We start from the raw sequence: 17,525 nt of genomic DNA, 5'->3' as shown, positions 1-17,525 counted from the left end.
CCCTTTTTAAGGGGGATTTAGGGGGATCTGATCTCGGCTGTAATCACGGGTTTTCGGCTTAAGTTGACACCGATATAAGGGAAGTCCCCGCAACCAATCTGGGTTAAAAATTATTAATAACAGGGCTTAGTTTTGAGCGGGAGGAATCTGTTTAATTTCTTCAAAATTAGCGGGTTTAATACTTGATTTTGCTTCTAAATTTTTAACTTGGTTGGATTTTAGTCCTTCTAGCCAATTGACTAAAATCGATTCTACATCATCAATAACTTGTTCTTTCCTTAATTCAATGCGTAATTGATCTACAAACTTCTGAGTTAATTGTTTTTGTAATTGCATCGCTATAAAGTCTGGCGGTTTATTTTTACCTGCTTCTAGGGATTTTTTGGGGTTTTCTGAAATTGCGATCGCAATTTTTTTAGCCACACTATTAGCAACTTGTTGGGGAAGATGACGAACACCAGGAATTTTACTTAATCCTTTATAAATAGGAGATTGATAAATTGATTGAGTAACTTGATAATGTAAATAAGCTTCTAATTCAGCATGAATTGTGGGTAAAACCTGAGTAATTGTCAGTTCAATAATGCGATTAGGAATTCCTGGCGGTGCTTGCGATTCCTGAATCAGGTCTACAAGATCGAGGGATTGATAGGAGGAGGAAGGATTGACAATTAGCTTTTTAATCGTTCCTTTTTTAACAAAAGATTGAACTTGATTAAGCCCTTGATTCACCAAAACTTGAATTAATTCTTGAGCAAAGCTATAAATAAATTTTAATTTTAAATAATCAATTGTTGGTTGCAAACTAGGGAAATTAGCTCGATTCAAATGATAAATTGCTGAAATAAATCTTAAAAACAATAATTTAGGAATTAACAAAAAGAAATAATACCATAATTTTAAAATAGCTTCCTTTAGGGTTAACCCAGGTTGACGACGGCGAAGGGCGTATATTTCCATTAAAAATATCAAGAAAAATAAGGTAATCCAAGGTAAATCAATTAACCAAAATCGATTAACAAATCGGCCATCTATACCTAACTGTCGAAAATAAAATGATTCCATTAAATCTTGAATTTGATCTTCAAAAAATTGAAATTCTGCTTCCCATCCATATTGTTTTAAATTTTCAGAACTCCAAAAAGTATAGAAAGCTTGTTTAGAGGATCGATCCGACCAAATTAACTCCGGGGCTAAAAAATTTAAGAGTCTAATTTTATATAAAAATTTGAGGGTCGGTGTGAGTCGAGTTGTGAATTTTGGATCTCGACTATAAATATGATCAATAACTCGATATTTAATTTCTGTTAAGCTTCCTAGATTATGTTGTAATTGTAAGAAATAATTTCGATCAATCATATTAGCACTTAATTGTCGAAGTTCTTTCAATAAAGCCTGGGCTTTGGGTGTATCTAAATCGTTCTCTTTTAAATAAAGTTTTAATTCTATAACTTTGATTAAATAATTTTGAGTCAGTCTATCCGGTTCAATTCCTTTAATAATATCGTAGGTTAAACTCGGTTCATGAAATAAAATTAAAAACCGAATATCTTGATTAAAAAAATCTAACTCTTGTTTCCAATTTTTGGGATTAAAAGAATCAGGACTCCAAAAGGTTTCTAAAGCTTGCTGAAAATTATTGGTTTTGAGATGACCTTGAAACCGCTTTTGAATTTCTGCTAAAGTTCCATAGGGATTGAGAACGCGAAACGGAGGATTTTCAATCAAGAGATCTAAACTAGATTTCTGAATATTATCTAATGCTATTTTAACTTGCTGAGACTCAATTCCAAATTGATTAATAGTTTGTTCAAGTTGATCAACTTGCTGGATATATTGATTTTTAGGTGTATTTGGAGATTGCTTTTGATGTTGGCTGAATTCTAAATAATATGGACGATTTCTTATATAAGTTAAATCAAAGATCACCAAACAAAAATTAGCAGTAACCACGAGAGCTAAAATTCGAGCGGTGAGCAGAGATAAGCCAGAGTTTTGAGCAGATAATGAACTTTTGTATTTTACCATTATAATCACCTAAAATCAATGATATTATCGCTGTTTTTTAAGTTCATGAATTCCCAGTAATAAGGTTGCAATAATCAGGGGAAGCAGGTAGTAAACGGCGCGATAGGCTAATAAAGCGGCTAAAACCTCTGCCGGATTTGCTTCTGGGGAAACTAAGGTTAAAACAACGGTTTCAAAAACCCCTAAACCTCCGGGAATATTACTAATCATACTGGCTGTCATTGCCAATAAATAAATACTAAAACAACTTAAATAAGAGGAGGTGCTCCCTGCGGGTAACAACAAATATAAAACGCCTCCAGCCGCCCCCCAATCTACGGAAGCAAAAGCAATTAAAGCCAGGGAAAGACCAACAGTAGGAAAATTTAATTCCCATTCTCCAACTTTCAACGGTTGATGATTGAAACTACTCCAGAATAGATAAGCAGCAATCGCCAGGAGAAAGATAATTCCTACTGGACGCACAGACACAAAGGGTAAATCTAAAATACTCGGAATTTGTAACGGTGTTAAGATAAAAACTAACCCACAGACTCCAAATAATCCTAACCAAAAGGTTAAGTTAGCAAAGGCAATCACTTGAGCAATTACACCCGGAGGAACCCGCCATCCTGAATATAACCGATAGCGAACTGCACTCCCGGTTAATAGCGACAAACCGACATTATTACTAATGGCATAACTAATAAAAGCACCCAAGGCTACTTTGCCATAATGAAGTGGAAAACCAATATAACTAAATGCTAGAATGTCATAACCTGTTGTCATTAAATAACTCATCAACATCAGGAAAATTGCCCCGGATTGATGACTTTTAGGAATATTAGATAAACTGATTAAAACATCATCAATAGAATAGCGTTCTAGTTTTTGGCTAATTGCCCAAATCGAGATAGCAAACAGCAGAAAACCCAGAACAGAAGGCCCTATCTTACGCATTCGATTCATCTGGAAATTTAACCCTGAACTGGTGGACATCAATTGTTAACCTCGTGGAAAGCTGTTGACTGGTACGGGCGAGGTGACCTCGCCCCTACGACTGTTAATGTTAAAATCAAATTGGGTGTAAGTTGTGTCTATTTTGGGAAAAAGATATAGCAATCCGTGTAGGATTTATGAAAAAGTTTTGTAGGGGTGGCGTCCCTCCAAACCCAGGTACAAAGAGGGTTTGGAGACCAAACCCCTACGATAAAATATTACAACCTATTTAGGAATGCTATATATAACCCTAGAACCAAAAATACTGTTTAGCTCTAGGGATGGAATTGAAACTCAAACCTTACTTAATTTCAGCCAAATAGTTTTGAAAGTCTTGAACTCTTTGTTGAGTTACTTTCGTTAAACACTGGGTTAAAAATAAAGGTTCTGCTGACCCTCCTAAAACTTCACTGGCTTCAAAACGACAGGTTTTGTCTCGAAAGGAAATCCAAGCTCGTTGAGCTTCAATTAATCGTTGTTTGCGTTCTGGGGATAATTGACCAATGAGTTTTTGATAAGTCTGATTGAGTTTTTTATCCGCGATCGCATACTCATCGGCGGCACATTTTCTCATTTCTAAAGTTGTGCCATCAGGCTTACATTGAATATTTTGAGTAATGACAGTTTGGGCGACCGCATGACTGGGAGATCCAAAAACTGTAAAATTAGCTAGTACAAAACCCAGGAAAAAGACTTGTAATAATCGCTGCATATATTTTAAAAAAACTCTAACTTAAGAACAAAAAACATCAAATCTATTCAATACACCCTACAATGATCAACGGTTAAATTTTTTAAAATTTAATCCTCTGTCGGTGGTTCGCTACCGATTGTACAATGCCAATGGCAATCCAATTACTCAGTAATGCAGAGCGACCATAACTCAAGAAAGGTAAAGGAATTCCGGTGACGGGTGCTAAACCAATATTCATGCCAATATTAACAAACACCTGAAATAACAGCATACACAATACCCCAATGACAATTAAAGACCCAAAAGAATCTTTAGCAGTTTGGGCAATGATCACTAAGCGTAAACAGATAAACCAAAACAGGGCTAATACTGCAATACAACCGATAAAACCCAATTCTTCCCCAACGGCTGAAAAAATAAAGTCTGTATGTTGTTCAGGAATAAAATTCAATTGAGTTTGAGTTCCTTGATAGAGTCCCCGACCATATAATTGTCCCGAACCAATTGCAATTCGAGACTGAATTAAATGATAACCACTACCTAAAGGATCTTGTTCAGGATTCAAAAATCCAATTAACCGTTGCTTTTGATAATCTTGCAATACATTCCATAAAATATGGCTTAATTGTCCGGCTCCTAAATTTGCTAATAGAGCTAGAGGGCCAGTTAACCATCGTAAGGGAAGACTCCACCACCCGACAAAACCCATCAAGATCGCCCAGACAATTCCCGCCGGGAGAGACACATTAAAAACAATCGCCGTGATTACCGGAGAAACCAACAAAATTAACCATCCCGGATGAATATTACCCCAATACATCATGCCAACGGTAATCGCACCAAACACTAAGGAAGTTCCTAAATTTGGCTCAATAAACACTAATCCCCAAGGAACCGCAGCGATCGCTAAAATCCGAATCATATCCCCCAAATTTGGGGATCTTAACTCTTGAAGTAACGCCGCCAGGGTAATAATAATTCCGACTTTGGCAAATTCCGAGGGTTGAACATGAAACCCGGCAATATTAATCCAGCGTTGTGCTCCTAATGCGGTTGTTCCAATAATTTGTACTGCAATCAAAGATAGATTGGTAACGCCATAAATTACCCATTTCCACTTGACCAGACGTTCATAACGACAACGGGAAAAAATCAGGGCTAAGATTAAACCCACGGCTCCTGTAACCCAATGTTGCCACCAATCCGTTAATCCTTGATTTAATTCCACACTGCGGATCATAATTCCCGCAAATAAGGTTAGGCTAATACAGCTAACCATTAACCACCAATCCACCTCAGCCCAAGCATAAAATAGCGAACTCCGGCGATTTACCAGTCGGATTTTTTGAAACATAGTTTTTCAGAATTGATCAGAGCCAAAAGTTATTTCTGTTAAAACTTTCTGCACTCAGGTACTGGGTTCATACAGATATTCAAAGCCATTTCCGTCAGGATCACGACCATAAAAAGAAGCCGTACCATCCCGATGTTCATGAAGGTCACTCACGGGAACACCTTGAGCTTTTAAGGCTTGATAGGCGCTTTCCATCTCGCTGCGATCGCTAAAAACAAAACCAAAATGGGGGCCAGCTTGATCGTAACCCGGACTCAGTAAAGCCAATCCATCCTCACCCGCTTTTAAATACGCCCAGTCCGCATCCTTCCAGACCAAGTTCATGCCTAAGTTTTGATAAAACACTGCTGATGAGTCAATATCATTCACACAAATGGCAACATGGCCTAAACGCTTCAGGTTCATCATTACAAAAATTAAGGTTTTTACTCCTTTCTATTGTAGGAAATTAGTTACTCGATTCTGGAGTAGATGGCTGAGGTTTAGGAAGCTCTGTCGCGGGTGCGGATTCTGTTTGGGTATTATTCGGAGAAACAGGTTCACCCGACTTAGCCGGAGCAATACTACCACCTGCTTGTTTTTGAATTTGATCTTTATAAACCGCCGGAGCTAAATCAACAGCTTGAGCAAATAAAGCTTCAGCTTCTTCTGAATTCCCTTGTTGTTTGAGAATCAAAGCTTTTGCATAAACAGGGCGAAAATCTTGGTCGTTATTTTTAATGGCTTCATCGTAAATCGCCATCGCTTCCTCATAACGTTTGTCTTCGGCGTAAACTTGACCTAAAATCAACTGCACTGACATTTCATCAATCGTACCCGGTACGGTTTGATTGGCATTCGCAGCCGATTTGAGCGTATCCTGTAATAATCCAATTGCTGCTTCAGGACGTTTTTGTTCTAAAAAGAGATTCACTAAACCTTGTAACGCTTGAATATCTCCCGGTTTACTCGCTAAAACCGTGCGATAGGTTTGGGCTGCTCCCTCTTGATCTCCGGTATACGCTTTCGCTTGTGCCAACAGCACACTGTAGCGCGTATCTTCAGGATGTTTTTTCGCCAGTTTCTCTAAGGGTTCGATCACATCCTTAATCTCGGCTTGTTTAAACCGAATCAGTTCTAACTTAGCTTGCAATAAACCCTTCAAGGCGGTTTCATTATCGGGTTCTCGCTGCAACACCAACTCATAACCGCGAGCTTGAGCTTGTAAATCCGATTGCTGACTTGTTTGAGCCGATTGCGTCGGTGTTGGAGCGGGTTGTCGTTTCGACTGATTGTTTTCCACAATCCCACTAATCAGTGGCCCCATAGAAAATCCCACAAAGGCGATTACAGCTAACACCAACACCACACCAATAAATCCACGACGTTTATCTACCATGAAACCCAATCCTGCCCTAATGAGGCCAATTTCCTTGCAGCTTATATGTTAACAGAACCCGTACAGACTCAGTATGTTTAGTTCTGTCCAGGTTAATTACCCGAACAATAACAGTTGATGTAGAAAGCCTACGGATTTGCCTGTTCTGCATTGGGATTCAGTAGAATAGGCTGTGATGGCAGCTTAAGCACTCAAATCTGGATCACAACATTTTCTGACATCATTGAACAATAAGCTACGGTTTCTAAGTAGGGGCAAATTTATCCAGGTTGTTTGTAAGAACACTCTCGGTAAATGCGCCCGTACAGCTTCCTCTTCCTTAAGAAGGGGTGCAAATCTTGAAATGTCCTGATAGTGTTGATCCGTGACTTAAGTTTAGTGTTAAGCCTTCACCTTTCCTAAATTTTAGGAAAAAAGGGTTTTTACTAGCCATGTCCTCGCTCCCTATAGGGATGTGTCTCCGCTAAGAGGTGTTATGAGTCCTTCTCCCAATCGATCCAAAGCATCAAAACGTTCTTCCCGCTCAACTCCAGCCAACTCGCTGGCCGTGAATATGTCTAAAGATGTCCCCCTAGATTCACCGAACGAAAGTGAAAGTGTAATCTTAGAAACGCCAGAAACGCCAAAAACACCAGAAACGCTAGAAACACCAGAAACGCCAGAAGCACCACCAGAACCAGAGAGTGCTTCAGAAACGCCTCCTGTTCCCCCTAGTGACGATCAGACATCTCCTGATGTCTCTGGTCAGACTGAGATGGCTGAAACCGTAGAATTAGAGGCGGAATCCTCTGAATCTGTAGAGCGGCTTTGGCAACATCCGATTCCGCCCCCCAGTGAAGCCCGTCAGTATCGAGCAATTGGATTAGTTCATGGCCGATACATCGCCTCTGCGGATCAATTTACCCAAGGAACATTAGTCACCAGTGAAGGAAAACTTCTGGATGCGGTGTTATTAGGTCGAGTCATGAGTTTAGTGAAAAAACATATTGACTTAGATCAAGATCATCTTTGGGTGGTTTATCCGCGTACACGTCAAGAAGAGGGTAATTTACACGTTCAAATTATGGGGGTTTGGGAACCCGAAACCCTCAGATCTGATGAATCCGAAACCGATAGTGAATCCTCACCCGATACTGAAGATTCTACTCCCGTTGCTTCCGAACCTAAATTAGCAGAATCATGGGATAAAACTGAAGCGTTACCGAAAGTTCAGCAGGGCTATTTTTCGATTCGGGGTGAGGTTGTTTATCAATCTCAAGAGGCTGAGAAATATGTCATTGTTAAAATTCGCCAAGCTCCGCGTAAAGATAATGACAAACCCAAGTTTTTTAAACTGAAACTGATAGGAATTGCTGGGATGAGATCCGTCGGTCATTTCTGGGATTTACACGTTCAGTTGCAAGAAGATTATTTGGTAATTCAGGAAAGTCATGATATTGGCATGATCCCCAATAAAAGACGGAAACCCCCGTTCCAAAAAGGTGGCCCCAGAAGACAACCGGGTCAGGGTTACTCTAACACGGGATCTCGTCCTCCCTATAAACCCAAATTCCAATCGGATCAGGCTCCGCCCCCTCCCCGTCGAGAACCCATTGCTAAACCGTTAAAACGGAAATCTTCAACAGAAGAAAGCTAATTAATTACGAATTACGAATTACGAATTACGAATTACAAGGGAATATTCGTAATTTTTAATTCGTAATTCAAAGACAGTTTCAATCTAAACTTATTTGAGAACCCCAAACATTTTGGGGAAGAAAAGATCGATCTTGGGGAAGGCTGGCAACGGGTTCTGTCAGGGTAAAAGTACCCGATTCAATCCATTTTTTTAACTCTTGGGCAATTTCACGGGAACGAGAAATACTGACTAAAGGTGCAGTTCTCACCATTTTTCCTTCGATGGAAATTTTGCCTTTTTTCAGTTGACTGTAGGTCACTAAACCAAAGGTAGGGCGAACCCGTCGAGGAATGGAAAAATCAATCACAGGAGCGACAATATCTTGATCGGAAACTGCACAATGAGTAATGACATCTTCATTTAAAACAGGTAAAGGAATTCCCACCCCTAACATTAATGAAGGGCCATAATTTTTAAAATAACAACCCCGTACCCAATAGGAATTCATTTGTTTCGCATCTCCAATTAAGGCTAAAGTCGCCGCAGGGCCGATAGGAGTGCGATTTTCTAACCGTTTTTGCAGGGGAAAATGTTGGGTTCCTTCCCAAGTAATATAGCCAATTCCTCCCCCCATAAAAATTTTAGTACCAATTCCAATCAGTTGTAAATCAGGATCATTAAATAACGGGCCGATAGCACCGGGATTAGAATAAACGGCATTTCCTAAATAGGGTTGTAGAGGGCCCAGATAAGTATAAAGCGGGTGATCGCCTCCATTGACTCCAACAATAAAATTTTGATAGAGATTTCGAGGATTAAATAAGTAAAATTGGTTAATCGTATCACGGGTAATTGTGGTTTCAAAGGAACTCCGAGGATAGCAGTCAGAAACAACTCCTGATGCTTTGAGATTAATCGATTTTCCGGCGATTAAATCTTCAATGACATGACCTCCACCGCGTTCACAGGGCTCTTCCGAGTCTTCAATCATTTGAGTCGCACCCAGATAAAGATCAACAGCCCCAAATCCACTATAGGCGGGAACCCCATCTAACCAACAGGTTTTAATATTAATTGGGGGATCGGTATGACCTAAGTTAATCACAGCGCCGGAGGCTTCCATCGGTTCAAAGGTTCCGGTGGTAATTACATCGATCTCTTGAGCCAGTTGGGGGATATTGTCGGGGGTGACTTTGGATTTTAATTCTTCTACCGTCCAAACAACTGCACGATTTTGAAGAATTTTATCGTTAATTTCAGCAATGGTTTTCATCAGTTTTTAACAAGCGGTTTTAGAATATTTTCTGTATTTTTTACCCTTTCTAAATTGTAGAGACTTATTGTTCCCAACGATCAAGAATATCTCGAATTAATATTTCTTGGACTAGGACTTGTCCCACAACGGTTAAAGGTAAAGCTAAAAGTAAACCTAAAAACCCGAAAAAGGTGAGGAAAAATCCTTGAGACAGTAATGTAATTGCGGGTAACAGGGAAACCTGTTGCGCCATTAAATAAGGCATTAAAAAATTGCTCTCGGCTTGTTGAATTAGAAAATATAAGATAAAAACAAACCCCGCTTTCCAAGGATCTTCTAATAAAGCAATTGCCATCGGCGGAATCACACTTAAGGTGGGGCCAATATTGGGAATAAGGTTGAGAAATCCGGCTAATATGGCATTCGCAAAGGCTAAAGGAACTTGTAAGACTAAAAGCCCCGTTAAACTACAAACTGCCACAACACTCATATCAATTAATGCCCCAACAACCCATAGGCCTAACGCCACTTCACATTGATCTAAAATCCCCGTCATTCGTTGACGGTAAAATGAAGGAATAAGTTGAATAAAGGCTCTGCGGTAAGCCGGAGGATCAGCTAATAACATGATCGTTAAAACTAGAACTAATAAAAAGCTGAGAAGTCCGCCTAATGTATTTCCTACAAAAGCCCCAACGCCTCCAATTAAAGGATTTCCTATGCGTTGTAATTGTTGAATTAGGGAGTTAATTTGTAAATCAACTTGAAATAAATCTTGCCAAAACTCACCTGGAAGATTAGTTTTTAAGTAATTAATCCAGAGATTTAGCCGTTGTAATCCTCGTTCTAACCCTCTAGGAACTCGTGTAGCAAGTTCTTGTAATTGGTCAAATAAAGGAGGAACAACTAAGAAGAACACTGTTACAAATACTAGAATCAGTAAACTAAAAGAAAACAATACAGCCCAAGAGCGTTTAATTCCAAAACGTTGTATCCATCGAGCTAATTTATTCAGGGCAGTTGCTAAAACAATTGCAGCAAAGACAAGTAACAAGGCTTGTCGAACTTGCCAGAGAATATAGATGGCACAGAGAATTGTGCTAAAGCCGAACCATTGACCTAGTGTCACAGGATAAGTACCGATGAGATTGAGCTCTGATCAATTATGATCGATTTAAGTCAAATTGAAGTCTCAGGAATATTAATAACCTGTTGAAGTTGAGCGATCGCATCCTTTAAAATTTAAGATGCGATCGCTTTAAATTTTAGGTTTAGATGGGGGTGTAATCTTGAATTTATTTAAAATATCATCAATTTCTAATAATAACTCAAAGTCTTCTTGAGGCAATAAATTATTATTACTATTTTTTTCTAAAAAATTAAACGCCTGCCGAAATTGGTTCGGTGTTGCCCTAATTGGGGAATCAAAATGACAAGGAATAATCCGGTTAAAATCCCATTCAGATACTTGATTTGCCCAAATTAATGTTTCTTCGGGAGCGCGATTTAAAATTAAAGTTTGTAAAATGGGGGCGACAAATAACCGTCCATTTCCCCTTAACGCCTCAAAAGATTGTTGCCAATTCGGTTTCCATTTAAACGGATAAATCCCAAAATAAGCTTTTTTAGAACGGTCGGGTGCTTGCCAAGATTCTCGAAACGCATCACGCAATTCTACGGTATCTAATACACTGGGACGAAAATAAAAGGAAAATAACGAGATTCTGTGCCATCCTCGGCGACGGGTGGTTTCATTATTTTCTACTTTATGAAAAGTATCATCTTTCGCATGAAATAGTAACGGATAGGGATCGAGTTGTACAATAGTTGGAGGAGTGTCAGGAATAGAAACAATAGTATCGGTTACTAATAGCGTTTGCGATCGCCGATGGAAAAAAGCCACTTCTGCAAACCGTCCAACTCCTAACGCTAACGGCCCTAAAATTCGATAGTCAAATTCATCAGCAAAGGGCGTTTTTTGACTATTCTGGGGCAGAATATAAGTCCGTTTTAACGGTAAACCTAACCAACTTAGAGGTAAATTAATCGGAAAACTCCACTGTCCGGGGGCTACAAAAACTTGAGCTTGGGGAAATTTTCGAGCAAAGGGGCCAACAAAAACCTTATGTTCAATTCCTGAAATAGTTGGCAGAATAATATATTTTATATCCCCATATTCAGCAATTAATTCTCTCATTAAACGAAGGCATTCTGCGGTAGGAGCAACGGGAGCATAAACCAACAAACCCCCCTGGTCAAGTTTCACCACCGTCATCCGAATGGGAACCACAACATACAGAATTCCCTGTACTTGCTCAAATGTCCAAATAGTATTGGGAACAACTTCTGTGCGGAGGGTTCGCCGTTGACCGTAGGGATAAATGGGGACAACGGGCCAAAAGGGCCATGAACACTCCCGAAACGAAAGATTTTGAACAGGTTCTTCTTGGGTTTTCCGATGATATTCCACTGTTTCCTAACTCCTGTTTTTTGTAGCAATCCTAAATCAATTGTATAATTTTTAGTCCTCTTGACCCCACCCTAGCCCTCCCCTTACTAAGGGGAGGGTTGGGAGGGGTTCTATATTTTGAACAAATCATTTATTTAGGATATCTGAATTTGTTCTAAACTTTCATATTCATCTAAAATCCCTTTGGGGGCTTGCTCTCGATGCACTAAAATTCCGCGTATTCCTAGAGCTTTTGACCCTTGATAATCGGCTTTTAAACTATCACCAATATGCCAAGCTTCTTCCGGTGAACATTGATGTTTATTTAAAGCAATTTTAAAGATTTCAGAACTGGGTTTTGCGGCTCCTACTTCTGTGGAAATTGTCACAGTTTGGAAAAAATCAGCTAAATTTAAGGCTTCTAAAACCGGATATAATCGAGAATCAAAGTTGGATAATACCCCTAATTCTATTCCTTGTTCTTGCCAATATTTTAATTGCGGTGGAACATCAGGATAAACAAACCAAGGTTTTTCGGTTTCAAAATAACTGTATAAGGCTTGAAAAAAAGCGGAAAAGTCTGTAAAATTATCATAGAGTCCAACAATTTTAAAGGTTTGTTCAGCGATCGCTTTCCACCACTCAAATTCTAATTGTGGAATTTCACCCGGATCGGCTCCTGGAAATGCCATACTCGGAGAAGCTAAAAAACATTGAAAAAAGACTTGATCTAAAATTTTGGCTTCGGCTTTTACCCCAAATTGATCAGCAATAATTCGGTAAGCTTCCCCTACACTATGGCGGACTCCAAATAACGTACCAACAGCATCTAAAAAAATAACACGGGGTTTTTCCATTGTAGAATTCTGCGAATTAGTCATATTTAGGATTGCTATAAGCTCTACTGCTAGGATTGCTATATTTATTATTTAATCATGGAATAGCGATCGCGTATTATCAAAAATTCTGATGGAAAACATTCAACGATTTGAAATTTCACCCTTGGAAGCTCCCGAAACTATTTAGATTGAGTTATAATGGAATTCGGTTTGGTGGTATTTTAATTATGATTGTTAATCCTTCTGATTATAAAATTTCCCATGAAGATTATCTCGAAGGCGAAAAAATTAGCCCGATTCGCCATGAATATATTCGGGGAGAAGTCTATGCAATGGTGGGGGGAAGTGATGCTCATGATACGATTTCTGGGAATTTGATTGCTTTATTTAAAAATCACTTACGCGGTCAAGGATGTCGTGTTTATACGGGAAATATGAAAGTTCATATTAAAACTGCCGATAGTTATTATTATCCTGATGTTATGGTAACTTGCGACTCCCGCGATCGAAATAATGGTTATTTTAAACAATATCCCAGTTTAATTATTGAGGTATTATCTCCGTCAACGGAAGCATTTAATCGGGGGGATAAATTTGCCGACTATCGACAGATTGAAACCTTACAAGAATATGTATTAATTAGTCAAAATAAAATTAATATAGAATGTTTTAGACAAAATCAAGAGGGGCGTTGGGTATTGTTTACCTATCAACAAAATGAGCAAATACAATTAGAAAGTATTAATTTCACTTGTCAGGTATCAGAAATTTATGAAGATGTTTTAGATTTCAATCACCCGTAGGGTTAGGCGAAATATTAATAACACTCATATTCAGTGAAAATACTGATGCAATTCTGGAACGGTTGAGTTAGAATAATCCTTAATAAAGGATTCGACCATCACGGATTAATAATTATGGCACTGACCAGGGGTTTTGATTCACTCGCCCATCTATTAACCGGAAGCGCTACCGTTGCGGCTATTGTTATTAGTCAAAGCGTGGCGGTTCATGCTAAAACGGGTGAGGAAGTTTACCAAATTGCTGTTCCCGTTACCGTCCAAATTAATAGTGATAGCGGTGGCGGAACTGGGGTAATTATTGCGAAAGATGGCAATACCTACACGGTTTTAACCAATCATCATGTCGTTTGTGGGCGCGAAACTTTTGTTAACAATTGCAATACTAACCGATCTTATAATATTACCACCTCTCAACGCAAAACCTATACCGCTAACTTTGTCCAACCCTTCCAAACTAACGAGAGTAGCCCGGATTTAGCAATTCTAACCTTTACCACTTCTGATAACTATTCCGCCGCTATTTTAGGCGACTCTAATCAACTTATCGAGGGAACATTTATCTGGGTTTATGGATTTCCGGGGTTAGGTGGACGTTCAGGAGTCGAACGAGAACCCCAATTTACCCAAGGGGCAATTACCAGTATACCCCAACGCAAACCCGGCGGCTACACCATCAATTATAGCGCCTTAACATGGTCTGGGATGAGTGGTGGCCCTGTATTTGATAGTGAAGGGCGAGTGATTGGAATTCATGGACGGGGGAATCCAGAACCGAGTCCGGTTTATGATAGTAATGGTCAACCTACGGGACAATTTATTTACGTCAAAACGGGGATTAATTCTGCAATTCCGATTAATACTTTTATCGCCCTCAAACCCCAAATCCGTCAAGGAAATACAACGGTTACGGTTAATAATACGGCTAAGAGCCGAGTTGCTAACCTGAATAATCCTAGCACGGCTGATGATTACTATGCTAGAGGTGCTGCTAATTTTAGTCAAGGCAATTATCGCGCTGCTCTTGATGATTTTACTAAGGTTATCAACGTTAATTCTGATAACGCAAATGCTTATGTTTATCGGGGTCTTGTTCGCGATAATTTAAAAGACTATCAAGGGGCGATATCTGATTACGATAAAGCTCTTAAAATTGCTCCTAATTATGCTATTGCTTACGTCAATCGGGCTGCTGTTCGGTATGATTTAAAAGACTATCAAGGGGCGATATCCGATTACGATAAAGCTCTTAAAATTGATCCTAATTATGCTAATGCTTACTACGGTCGGGGTCTTGTTCGCAGTAATTTAAAAGACTATCAAGGGGCGATATCTGATTACAATAAGGCTCTTAAAATTGATCCTAATAATGCTTATGCTTACGTCAGTCGGGGTCTTATTCGCTATAATTTAAAAGATTATCAAGGGGCGATATCTGATTACGATAAAGCTCTTAAAATTGATCCTAATAATGCTCTTGCTTACGTCAGTCGGGGTGTTGTTCGGTATGATTTAAAAGACTATCAAGGTGCGATATCTGATCACGATAAAGCTCTTAAAATTGATCCTAATAATGCTCATTATTACATCAATCGGGCTCGTATTCGCAATTATTTAAAAGACTATCAAGGGGCGATATCTGATTACGATAAGGCTCTTAAAATTGATCCTAATAATGCTTATGCTTACACAGGTCGGGCTGGTATTCGCTCTGATTTAAAAGACTATCAAGGGGCGATATCTGATTACGATAAGGCTCTTAAACTTGATCCTACTAATGCCAATTATTACGTCAATCGGGGTATTGTTCGCGTTCATTTAAAAGACTATCAAGGGGCGATATCTGATTACAATAAGGCTCTTAAAATTGATCCTAATAATGCTCTTGCTTATATTCATCGGGGTAGTGCTCGCTATAATTTAAAAGACTATCAAGGGGCGATATCTGATTACGATAAGGCTGTTAAAATTGATCCTAATAATGCTTATGCTTACACAGGTCGGGGTAATGCTTTCTATATGGTTGGAGATAAACGAAAAGCGAGGGGAGACTGGGAAAAATCGGCGCAACTGTTTCGACAACAAGGTAATGAGGATGGGTATAAAAGCGCAATGGATAATATTAGAAACTATAAGTAGGATAAGTAAGCAACGCGCACGCACCAAACCCATTTTTAAAAGGGTAAATACTCAACCGTATTTATCCAAGCTTCAGATTCACCAAACAAGGGCAATTAATTCTAATGCGTTAACAGAATTAGAGAAGTTTTTAGCTCAGGAAAAAGAAGTTGTCACTCAAAGTTAATTAGGGGTAAGCCGGGTTTATTATTGACGCAGCCGAAAACCATGCAGCTTTAGCTCATGGATGAAGGCAAGCAGCGCTTTTAAGCGCCTGTGTGTTAATGCGTATTGTGATGAGGATCGTTAATATATTCCATAATAACTTTAGAGCTAACACTACCAGCAGTAGTATGAAAATATGAGCGAGTCCATAGACTAGGAAGTTTTAACAAATGAGGAAATTCTCTTCTTAAATAACGTGATGATCTCCCTTTAAAAGCTTGCACAATCTGACTAATGGCGTAATCAGGTTGATGGCAGATAAACAAGTGAATATGATCAGGAGCTATTTCTAATGCTTTAATTTCCCATTCTTTCTCAATTGCCAATTCATAAAATATCTCCCGACAGCGTGTTGCTACATCTCCAATTAGCACACGCTTTCTTCTTTTTGGAATCCAGACGATATGAACACAAGCCAATCCGACTGAATGGTTGTAATGCTTGTAATCTATAGCCTTTAGCTTCATTTTTGGTTGTTTCCTTGTTTTAATCGACAAAATCAGTTTACTGTGTTAAGGTTGATAGTAGCAAGCAAACAACCCATTGAGAGGTCGAATCAATGATAGTTCTCGAATACAAAGTTAAAGCAAAGCCCCATCAGTGCAGAGCGATTGATGAAGCGATTAAAACGGTACAGTTCATCAGAAACAAGTCAATTCGTTACTGGATGGACGCACCTAAAGATACCAAAATTGATCGATTTGCTTTAAATAAGTATTCTACAGAACTTCGTTCGGAGTTCACTTTTGTCAAAGACCTAAACTCAATGGCAGTACAAGCTGCTGCGGAACGAGCATGGTTGGCAATTTCTCGTTTTTACGAAAATTGTAAATCCAAAAAAACTGGAAAGAAAGGATATCCTCGTTTCCAGAAAGATTGCCGTTCTGTTGAATATAAAACGTCGGGTTGGGTGCTTAATCCAACTAAAAGACGAATCACGATAACTGACAAAAAAGGGATTAGTGAGCTTAAACTTCTGGGAAAATGGGATATCCATCAATACCCAGTTAAGTCTATTAAACGAGTTAGACTTCTCCGTCGTGCTGATGGATATTACTGCCAGTTCTGTCTTAATATTGCCGTCACCGATGTTCAACCGAAAACTGGAAAGGAAATTGGACTTGATGTTGGCATAGAATCTTTCTATACAGATTCTAACGGGTATCAAGAACCCAATCCTAAGTTTCACCAGAAAGCAGAAAACTCTATTAAAAAATCTCAGAGAGAAATTTACAAAAAGGTTAAAGGTTCATCGGGAAGACGGAAAGCCAGAAAAATTTACGCCAAAAAACACTTAAAAGTAAGTAGACAACGGAATGAACACGCCAAGAGAATTGCGCGTAACGTATGCACATCAAACGATGTAGTCGTCTACGAAGATTTAAGTGTTAGAAATCTGGTTAAAAACCACTGTTTAGCTAAGTCAATTAGTGATGCAGGATGGTATTTGTTTCGACAATGGATAGAATATTTTGCGGCTAAATTTGATAAATTAGCGATTGCTGTTCCACCCCATTACACTTCGCAAAAATGCAGTAATTGTGGGGTAATCGTTAAAAAATCTCTATCAACTCGCACCCATATTTGTCGTTGCGGGTGCGAACTTCATAGAGATATAAACGCTGCTAAAAATATTTTGAATTCAGCTAAAAATAGGGAAGGGCATTCCCGAATTAACGCTACAGGAGTTGGAGTCTCTACTCTAATTGGTGAAAACCTGTTAGAGCAAATTCTGACGTAGAATGTAGAATCCCTGCCGCTTCAGCGCAGGGAGTGTCAAATAAACCCG

The 17,525-nt window shown here is 39.0% G+C and carries 15 protein-coding genes; 4 read left to right on the top strand and 11 right to left on the bottom strand.

Features of this window, described 5'->3' with window-relative positions; translation table 11 throughout:
* Positions 1-126 precede the first annotated feature (126 nt).
* The 6 genes from PL8927_RS06575 to PL8927_RS06550 form a co-directional block, all read right to left on the bottom strand.
* Entirely contained in the window at positions 127-2,028 is a 1,902-nt protein-coding gene (locus PL8927_RS06575; RefSeq protein WP_083618802.1) for a polysaccharide deacetylase family protein, read from the bottom strand.
* 24 nt (positions 2,029-2,052) lie between these two features.
* The gene (locus PL8927_RS06570) at positions 2,053-2,967 is read right to left on the bottom strand and encodes a lysylphosphatidylglycerol synthase domain-containing protein (RefSeq protein WP_231505934.1); all 915 of its coding nucleotides are present in this window, start codon (positions 2,965-2,967) and stop codon (positions 2,053-2,055) included.
* Between the two features lie 340 nt (positions 2,968-3,307).
* Positions 3,308-3,718: a lysozyme inhibitor LprI family protein gene (locus tag PL8927_RS06565; protein WP_083618800.1), complete on the bottom strand. Its 411-nt coding sequence runs from the start codon at positions 3,716-3,718 to the stop codon at positions 3,308-3,310.
* Between the two features lie 82 nt (positions 3,719-3,800).
* Entirely contained in the window at positions 3,801-5,054 is a 1,254-nt protein-coding gene (gene rodA / locus PL8927_RS06560) for a rod shape-determining protein RodA (RefSeq protein ID WP_083618798.1), read from the bottom strand.
* A gap of 54 nt (positions 5,055-5,108) precedes the next feature.
* Positions 5,109-5,459, bottom strand: a complete 351-nt coding sequence (locus PL8927_RS06555; protein ID WP_083618796.1) for a VOC family protein — start codon at positions 5,457-5,459, stop codon at positions 5,109-5,111.
* Positions 5,460-5,502: 43 nt separating this feature from the next.
* Positions 5,503-6,432, bottom strand: coding sequence for a tetratricopeptide repeat protein (locus PL8927_RS06550; RefSeq protein ID WP_083618794.1), 930 nt, complete (start codon positions 6,430-6,432; stop codon positions 5,503-5,505).
* A gap of 553 nt (positions 6,433-6,985) precedes the next feature.
* On the opposite strand from PL8927_RS06550, the gene PL8927_RS06545 reads away from it, so the two are divergent.
* Positions 6,986-8,068 carry a hypothetical protein gene (locus tag PL8927_RS06545; RefSeq protein ID WP_331281801.1) on the top strand — a complete coding sequence of 361 codons (1,083 nt, stop codon included), beginning with the start codon at positions 6,986-6,988 and terminating at the stop codon, positions 8,066-8,068.
* 79 nt (positions 8,069-8,147) lie between these two features.
* On the opposite strand, the gene PL8927_RS06540 is transcribed toward PL8927_RS06545, so the two are convergent.
* The 4 genes from PL8927_RS06540 to PL8927_RS06525 all read right to left on the bottom strand — a co-directional run bounded on the left by PL8927_RS06540 (position 8,148) and on the right by PL8927_RS06525 (position 12,635).
* A complete protein-coding gene (locus PL8927_RS06540; protein WP_083618790.1) occupies positions 8,148-9,323 on the bottom strand; it encodes a homocysteine biosynthesis protein in 1,176 nt (391 codons plus the stop codon).
* Between the two features lie 64 nt (positions 9,324-9,387).
* Positions 9,388-10,434 carry an AI-2E family transporter gene (locus tag PL8927_RS06535; protein WP_083618788.1) on the bottom strand — a complete coding sequence of 349 codons (1,047 nt, stop codon included), beginning with the start codon at positions 10,432-10,434 and terminating at the stop codon, positions 9,388-9,390.
* Positions 10,435-10,563: 129 nt separating this feature from the next.
* Complete coding sequence (locus tag PL8927_RS06530) at positions 10,564-11,775, bottom strand: DUF4336 domain-containing protein (protein ID WP_083618787.1); 1,212 nt, start codon at positions 11,773-11,775, stop codon at positions 10,564-10,566.
* 134 nt (positions 11,776-11,909) lie between these two features.
* Complete coding sequence (locus PL8927_RS06525) at positions 11,910-12,635, bottom strand: HAD-IA family hydrolase (RefSeq protein ID WP_231505933.1); 726 nt, start codon at positions 12,633-12,635, stop codon at positions 11,910-11,912.
* 185 nt (positions 12,636-12,820) lie between these two features.
* Here PL8927_RS06525 and PL8927_RS06520 point away from each other — a divergent pair, with 185 nt between their 5' ends.
* Positions 12,821-13,396, top strand: coding sequence for a Uma2 family endonuclease (locus PL8927_RS06520; protein WP_083618844.1), 576 nt, complete (start codon positions 12,821-12,823; stop codon positions 13,394-13,396).
* Between the two features lie 114 nt (positions 13,397-13,510).
* Positions 13,511-15,532 (top strand): tetratricopeptide repeat protein, encoded by a 2,022-nt coding sequence (locus tag PL8927_RS06515; protein WP_083618783.1) that lies wholly within the window; start codon positions 13,511-13,513, stop codon positions 15,530-15,532.
* Between the two features lie 260 nt (positions 15,533-15,792).
* Here the strand turns inward: PL8927_RS06515 and tnpA are convergent, their stop codons facing one another.
* The gene (gene tnpA, locus PL8927_RS06510; RefSeq protein ID WP_083618782.1) at positions 15,793-16,203 is read right to left on the bottom strand and encodes an IS200/IS605 family transposase; all 411 of its coding nucleotides are present in this window, start codon (positions 16,201-16,203) and stop codon (positions 15,793-15,795) included.
* Between the two features lie 92 nt (positions 16,204-16,295).
* Between tnpA and PL8927_RS06505 the strand changes: the two genes are divergently transcribed.
* Positions 16,296-17,477: an RNA-guided endonuclease InsQ/TnpB family protein gene (locus tag PL8927_RS06505; RefSeq protein WP_083618780.1), complete on the top strand. Its 1,182-nt coding sequence runs from the start codon at positions 16,296-16,298 to the stop codon at positions 17,475-17,477.
* The last annotated feature ends 48 nt before the right edge of the window (positions 17,478-17,525 follow it).

The sequence above is a fragment of the Planktothrix serta PCC 8927 genome (assembly GCF_900010725.2).
Lineage (GTDB): Bacteria > Cyanobacteriota > Cyanobacteriia > Cyanobacteriales > Microcoleaceae > Planktothrix > Planktothrix serta.
Note: the sequence above shows the minus strand (reverse complement) of the source record. Positions and strands in the feature narration are given on the sequence as shown.